This window comes from Arthrobacter ipis (genome assembly GCF_014694315.1).
GTDB classification, from domain to species: domain Bacteria; phylum Actinomycetota; class Actinomycetes; order Actinomycetales; family Micrococcaceae; genus Arthrobacter; species Arthrobacter ipis.
Map to the genome: position 1 here is coordinate 3,262 of NZ_JAAOXD010000006.1, position 4,455 is coordinate 7,716.

A 4,455-nucleotide genomic window follows, 5' to 3' on the forward strand; every position below is an offset into this window, starting at 1 on the left:
GTCGATGACCTTTTTTTCCCGTCCCTCGAGCACCTGCTGTACCTGGGCCCCGGGAATGACCGCGAAAGGCGGAACCGTTTTCGGCTCCAGGGCCGTTGTGGCTGGGGAAGTGGCAAATTCTGTCATTGTGCACCGTCCTGGGCGTGGGGTTCGAGATCGAAGATGTTGCGCGGCTCGGCCATGCCGACGAGGATTTCGCGGGGTCCTTCGTAGGCCTCCCGGCTGTGGGCCATGCGGATGTTGTCGACGAGCATGAGGTCTCCGGTTTCCCAGGGGGTGCGGAGGGTGTGGGTTTCGTAGGTCTCGTTCAGGAGGGCGATGATGTCCTCCCCGATCGGTTCGCCGTTGCCGAAGCGGGTGTTGAAGGGCAGCCCGTCGGGGCCGTAGACGTCTACCAGGTACTCCCGCACCTCGGGCGCGATGGTCCATTCGCTTAGGAACGCGACCTGGTTGAACCAGCAGCGCTGGCCGGTTACCGGGTGCCGGACCACGGCGGGGCGCCGTTGCCGGGTCCGCAGCTCCCCGTCGGGCTGCCACTGGAACTCGATTTTGTGTGCGCGGCAGTATTCCTCGACGTCGGCGCGGTTGGAGACGCCGAACGCTTCCTCGTAGGTGGCACCGATGTCCTGGTTGTAGCTGCGGGCGAGCAGCCACCCTTCGTTTTCGAAGCGCCGGGCGATGTCCGGGGGTATGGCATCGAGCACGGCGCGGGCGTCTGCCACACCGGTCACCCCGCCGGCGCCGGGTGCCTGGAGACAGGCGAAGAGCATCAGGCCGGGGAACTCGAGTGCGTAGCTGAGTTCGTGGTGCATGCACATGGGCTGGTTCGCGGGCCAGGTGAGGGATGAGTACACGCCGTCCAGGTAGGGCTGCCTGGCGGCGAACGCTTCCCGGTCCGGCATGAGGCCACCGGAAACGAGCCGTTGGAAGGTATCGGCCACTTCGGCCGGATCGCGCAGGCCCAGGCCGCGGACGAGGACGGCGCCGTGTTCATCCACGGCCGCCCGCAGCGCCTCACGGTTCTCTTCGGCCCACCGCACGGGGCCGTGGCCGTTCTCGGCGGTGAGCAGCGGCGCCTGGCCGGTTTGGCGTTCCACGTCGAACTGGGTCCCGGGTGTAGGAGTCGACATCAGAGGTCCTTTCCTTTCAGGGGTAGCGGGTGGGAGCGGCCGGCCGGTCCTCCCGCCGGGGCGATGGAGCCGGGCTCCGGGAGGGCTCCCGCGGGCCGCGGGGCGGCCGCCACGGCAGCGTCCGCCAGGGACGGGGCTTGGAGCAGGGCCGCCAGGTCCGCCAGGACGGGTGTCTGCATGATGTCCTTGATCGTCACTGCGCGTTTGAGCAGGACGGCGAGCTTCACCGCGGACAGCGAGGTCCCGCCCAGTGCGAAGAACGAGTCCTGCCTGCCGATCCGGGCCGCCGGCAGGCCGAGCACGCTCGCCCATGCCTGGGCGAGGCGCTGTTCGGGGGCCGAGAGGGTTTCGGTAGCGGTGCCGGCCTCGGGCAGGACCTCCCGCGCCATGCGGGTCAGGGCCTTCCGGTCGATCTTTCCGTTGCCGGTCAGGGGCAGGTTCTCCTGCCACCTGTACGTGGAGGGAACCATGTAGCCCGGTACCCGGGTAGCCATCGCGCTGCGGATGTGATCGGCCTCGAGCGGCCGGTGACCGGAGTAGAACGCGACCAGGAACCTGGACTGCCCTGAGCCCTCACCGACGACAGTGCCCTCGCCGAGGACGACGGCGCCGTCGCGGACTCCGGGGACCCGCAACAGGGCGTTCTCGATGTCGCCGATCTCGATGCGGAACCCGGAGATCTTGACTTGGTTGTCCCGCCGGCCCAGGTACTCCAGCTTGCCGTCCGGGGACCATCGGCCGTAGTCGCCGGCCCGGTAGAGCCGCGCGCCGTCCACGTAGGGGTCGGTGGTGTAGGCCTGTGCGGTGCGTTCCGGGTCGTTGATGTAGCCGCGGCCCACGCACACGCCGGAGAACGCGATCTCGCCGGGGGCTCCGAGCGGCACGAGCCGGCCCCGCTCATCGAGGATATGGATCCGGACGTTCGGGATCGGCGGGCCCAGTGGCACGGAACCTCCCGCGGGCGCTGCGCTCATCACCTCGTGGTTCGTGTCGTCCGAGGTCTCCGTCAGCCCGTAGGCGTTGACCAGCTTGACGTTCGGCATCACGTCGAACCAGCGGCGGACCAGCTCACCTTTCAGGGCCTCCCCGGTCGCCGAGACGCAGCGCAGGTGCGGCAGGGCGCGGGGTTTGCCGCCCAGGTACGCCACCACCGCGTCCAGATACGACGGGACGACCTGGAAGACCGCGACCGCGCCCCGTTCCACCGTGTCGATGAACCGTTCGACGTCGAGGATGCGGTCCTGACCGACGATGAGTGTGCGGCCGCCGACGAGCAGGGCCGAGAGCAGTTGCCACAGCGAGATGTCGAAGCATTGGGGGGCGCTCTGGGCGACGACGTCCCCAGGGCGAATCCCCAGGTCCTCGACCTTGGCGTACAGGTGGTTCACCATCCCGTCGTGTTCGCACATTGCGCCCTTCGGCTCGCCCGTAGAACCCGAAGTGAAGTAGACGTAGGCGAGCTGATCGGGACGCACCTCCAGGCCGGGATCGTCAGCGGCATGCCCCTCGGCCTCGATATCCTCCAAGAGGAGCCTCGTCACCGCAGGCATTCCTTCCAGCGCCTCATCGAGCGTGGCGGTGCTGCCGCCTTCGGTCAGCACCACCCGGGCCCCGGCCCGCGTGAGCGTTCTGCCGATTCGGTCGGCCGGGAAATGCGGTTCGATCGGCAGGTACGCGCCTCCGGCCTTGAGGATGCCGATCACGGCGGCCATCCACTCCAGGTCCCGTTCGGCGACGACCGCCACGATGTCCTCCGCCCGCAAACCCCGCACGTCCAGGGCGCGGGCGATCCGGTTGGCGCGGGCGTTCAGCTCCGCGTACGTCCACTCCCGCGCGTCCTGGACCGCCGCGATCCGCTCGGGATGCTGCCGGACACGCTCCTCGAACAGCTCATGGAAACGCCGCTGCGGCCGGGACCGCCCGGGCCCGGCCAGCTGCTCAAGCTGGAAGCGCCGCTCCCCGGGACCGACAAGGTCGGCCTCAGCGGGGTCCGAGCCAGGGTCCGCGACCAGATGGCGGACCGCGCTCAGGTGATAGCCGGCGATCCGGAGGGCCGCGTCCTCGTCCAGGACGTCGCGGCGGTAGCGCAGGCTCAACCCTTCGCCACCATCACCGCCGCGGAGTGACACTCCCAGGACGAGGCCTTCAGCGAGCCCGGAACCCCCGTCACCGCCGGCGCTGAATACCACCTCGTACGTCCCGGAAACCGGCGGCCGCCCCGCCTGCGGCCCTCCGGCCCGCTCGGCGTGGGCCTGGGCCTGCCGGATGCGCGCCGAGGAGACCAGCGCATGCCATGAGCCCAGTTCCAGATCGAGTTCGCAGGGCCAGGTCCCCGACGCGTCCTTGCAGCCGGTCGTGACCTCTGTTTCGCCGGACAGCGCCTGGAGCACCCTCGCATGAGCTGCCATCCAGATCGATTCAGGGGTCGCGTCCAACATGCGGGACAGTGTCCGCACGCCCTGGCGCAGGTCCTGGGGCACAGCAACTTCGATCCGCCCCTGACCCGGCCGGCGCTCCCGCGCCCACCTGGGAATCACCGTGCGCGCGGCACCCGCGGGGGCGCTCCGGTCCTTGCCCGGGCCAGGCGGGTGGTCGGCGGCGGTGCGGCAGGTCAGCGCAGAGGTGGCGGTCATGATGCGGGCCTTTCCAGCACAAGGGGGGACGAGGTGGCGGCGGCCCGGGCCTCTTCGGCCGGGTTGCCAGCCCACAGGGAACCGCTGGCGAGAGTCGTCCCCTTCATCACGAAGGAGTCGGCGGCGACGACGACGCGGTCTTCGATGGTCATTCCGTAGTGGACAAAAGCACCGACGCCGAGCGTGACGTCGTCACCGATGACGATGTGGTCGGACTTGAACATTCCGTCCTCCTGGGAATGGGACTGGATCGTAGTGCCGTTGTAACAGTGGCTTGAACGGCGTCCCGTTGAGGATGGCCGTGTATCGGCTCTCGGCCATCAGCTTCCAGTACCGCTCGTGCGACCAGAAGTGGGGGTTGTAGATGGAACAAAGCCTGGGCTGGAGCGGCCGAAACCCCGTCACGAGGCGCTCGATGCCGATGGGGACCAGCAAGCCGACCACGAGCATCACGACAAACGACGCGCTCAAGGCAAGGAAACCGAACTGGTCGGACAGCTCCAGGGCGGCGAACATAGCCAACGTGGCCAGGGACATGTTGAACCACCGCGCCAGCATCAGGAGGGCCATGGTGTGCCGGTTGTGCCTGTTCTTGGCTGCCAGGTCCCGCCGGAAGTGCGCACGGTGCGTGTGTTCTTCCGGAAGGGCGTCCCGCAGGACCGAGCGGGGGATCTCGAACGCCGGTGATCCGA

Annotated in this window: 3 protein-coding genes and 1 pseudogene; all 4 read right to left on the reverse strand. The window is 68.8% G+C overall.

From position 1 onward, the window contains the following. Positions 1-122: 122 nt before the first annotated feature. A complete protein-coding gene (locus G9E11_RS15030) occupies positions 123-1,130 on the reverse strand; it encodes a TauD/TfdA family dioxygenase (RefSeq protein ID WP_190607137.1) in 1,008 nt (335 codons plus the stop codon). Further along, positions 1,130-3,763 carry a non-ribosomal peptide synthetase gene (locus G9E11_RS15035; protein ID WP_190607140.1) on the reverse strand — a complete coding sequence of 878 codons (2,634 nt, stop codon included), beginning with the start codon at positions 3,761-3,763 and terminating at the stop codon, positions 1,130-1,132. The genes G9E11_RS15030 and G9E11_RS15035 overlap by 1 nt, the downstream gene beginning before the upstream one ends. Beyond that, positions 3,760-3,987 (reverse strand): hypothetical protein, encoded by a 228-nt coding sequence (locus tag G9E11_RS21180; RefSeq protein WP_246468982.1) that lies wholly within the window; start codon positions 3,985-3,987, stop codon positions 3,760-3,762. The genes G9E11_RS15035 and G9E11_RS21180 overlap by 4 nt, the downstream gene beginning before the upstream one ends. Further along, a pseudogene (locus G9E11_RS15040) lies at positions 3,956-4,455 on the reverse strand (hypothetical protein); the annotation flags it as partial. The pseudogene G9E11_RS15040 and the gene G9E11_RS21180, both read right to left, overlap by 32 nt.

What these genes read in the sequence shown, in the direction of transcription:
- G9E11_RS15030 (WP_190607137.1), bottom strand. Translation starts at nt 1,130, where the DNA reads ATGTCGACTCCTACACCCGGGACCCAGTTCGACGTGGAACGCCAAACC.
- G9E11_RS15035 (WP_190607140.1), bottom strand. Translation starts at nt 3,763, where the DNA reads ATGACCGCCACCTCTGCGCTGACCTGCCGCACCGCCGCCGACCACCCG.
- G9E11_RS21180 (WP_246468982.1), bottom strand. Translation starts at nt 3,987, where the DNA reads ATGTTCAAGTCCGACCACATCGTCATCGGTGACGACGTCACGCTCGGC.